A 1,948-nucleotide genomic window follows, 5' to 3' on the forward strand; every position below is an offset into this window, starting at 1 on the left:
CCTGTAAGGATCATCAGCCATTCGAGCTGTACCCCCAAAGTGCACGTATTATGCTATGCTTCCAAAGCTTAACGAAAAATATAGCAGGTCTGGGCGCGGATGTCAGCTTCGTCCCGCATCTGAGACATCCGAGGCGTGCGCAGCGATCGACCGGTTTTCCGCATTGCGGCTTCACCACACCGGCCATTCAGGCAAAGTGCAGCACTTCCGAAGGCCGAGCGGCGGCAGCGCGGGACTGAGCGGGTTTTGGGAAGAATAGCGTTTCGGTGCTCAGATTAGTCCTCCGGTCTTGCTCCGAGTTTCGGCTTATTTTCCGGGCGAGTTGCCGTCCTCAAAAGAGATACACGACCGCTGGCGACCTCGCAGATCAAATCGGTACGGGCCTCTACCCCCACGGCCTTGGCCTCGCTGTGTATCCAATCCGAAAATTCACGGATTATTTGGTCATTCTTTCGAGATGATGGATATGAGACAGAATATATGACGAATGGCATGGTGACCGCGTCGAAAAGCCGGACCAGAGCACCGCTTTCAACCGTCGATCTGACAACCGCATCATATGCAAGAGCAACACCTTGTTCCTGCTCCGCCGCTGTCGTCGCAAGTTCGCAGTTTGGAAATGTTGGACCGCGTGGAAATGCCGGAGGATCAATCCCAGCGGCTTCGAACCACTCGTCCCATGCATCCATTGTCTCATCATGCATCAGCGTCATGCGACACAGGTCTCCCGGCTCACGCAACTCTTTACTCTGGATCAGGGATGGACTGACCACGGGATAACGGGCGGATTGCATCAGCGGTTCGGTGACCACGCCCAAAACCGGCGCATCAGCCCACTGGATAACCACGTCAGCACCGTTCGAAGCAAAGTCCGTTGACGGCGCTCCGTTCGAAACCGAAACCCGCACCCGATCGCCGAATGCGAGGCGATTGAGTCTGGGGACAAGCCAGCGTGCCGCAAAACCCGGTGTGCAGTGCACACGAAAGGGTCTTCGCCCGGCCTCCTTCACCGACCTCGTTGACTCTTCGAATGCGTCGAGAAGCGTCGTAAGTTTTCCAGCATAGGCGCGCCCTGTCAGCGTCAGTTCAACTCGGTTTCCTGACCGTCGAAAGACTGACGTACCCAGATACTCTTCAAGTGCGCGGATTTGGTGGCTGACCGCGCTGGCAGTCAGGCAGAGTTCCTCCGAAGCCTCCTTGATGCTGCCCAGACGTGCTGCGGCTTCGAACGCCCGCACCGCAGCGAAGGGTGGAAGTTTTCGTGTCAAGCCCCAGTTTCCCAAGTTAAATGTGATGTTCGCATATGGGATCATTACATACTCGACGGGTTCAAATCAAACTCGGGATTGGCTCATCGAACGCGATCCGGCCTGCCAAGACTCTCTCAGCACCACGATGCTTGATGTGTGCGCGGAGGCCAGAATTTTCAGCGGCGCCCGGACGCGCTTAAGGTTAGAAGGTGCGGGCGGGCCCGGCGACGCTTTGGGCCAGACCACACTTGTGGTCCGGCTTTAGAAACAGTGCGCGTTCGCTTGGTCAATTACAGGCTCGTTCAACTGGCGGGTTTTATATCGCAGACCAAGGCCGATGCAGGCTCATCCCCACGATTGTAGAACCAGTGCACAGTATCGGCGTCCTCGATGAAGGTCTCACCCGCCAAATGTTCTGTTTCGCCGCTGTTGCGGCCTTCCGTCCAAGCACCGGTTTCCATGTAAACGACGCCCGGGACTTCGGCGGCGCTGTGATGCGCGATCTGACCGCCTGGCTCGATCGTGATCCGTCTTAAGAGCAGAACATGACCATCGAGACCTACCTGTCGCGCCATCGAGTCCGCGGGGACCACTCCAAGCTGCTCCACGGCAAGGCCCTTGTGTTCGTTCGGAAAATCTCCTTCAGCCGCTGTGGGCCCGCTGGTTGCGGCAATCGCGCAGAGGGCTGTGATCGGAAG

General features: G+C 57.4%; 2 protein-coding genes. Both read right to left on the reverse strand.

Annotated elements, in window-relative coordinates; genetic code table 11:
* Nucleotides 1–275 precede the first annotated feature (275 nt).
* The gene (locus AC221Y_RS23300; RefSeq protein ID WP_486708659.1) at nucleotides 276–1,268 is read right to left on the reverse strand and encodes a LysR substrate-binding domain-containing protein; all 993 of its coding nucleotides are present in this window, start codon (nucleotides 1,266–1,268) and stop codon (nucleotides 276–278) included.
* A 284-nt stretch (nucleotides 1,269–1,552) separates the two neighbouring features.
* Nucleotides 1,553–1,948 (reverse strand): cupin domain-containing protein (locus tag AC221Y_RS23305; RefSeq protein ID WP_486708660.1); only part of this gene is annotated, 396 nt, incomplete at its 5' end.

Source organism: Boseongicola sp., from assembly GCF_057460485.1.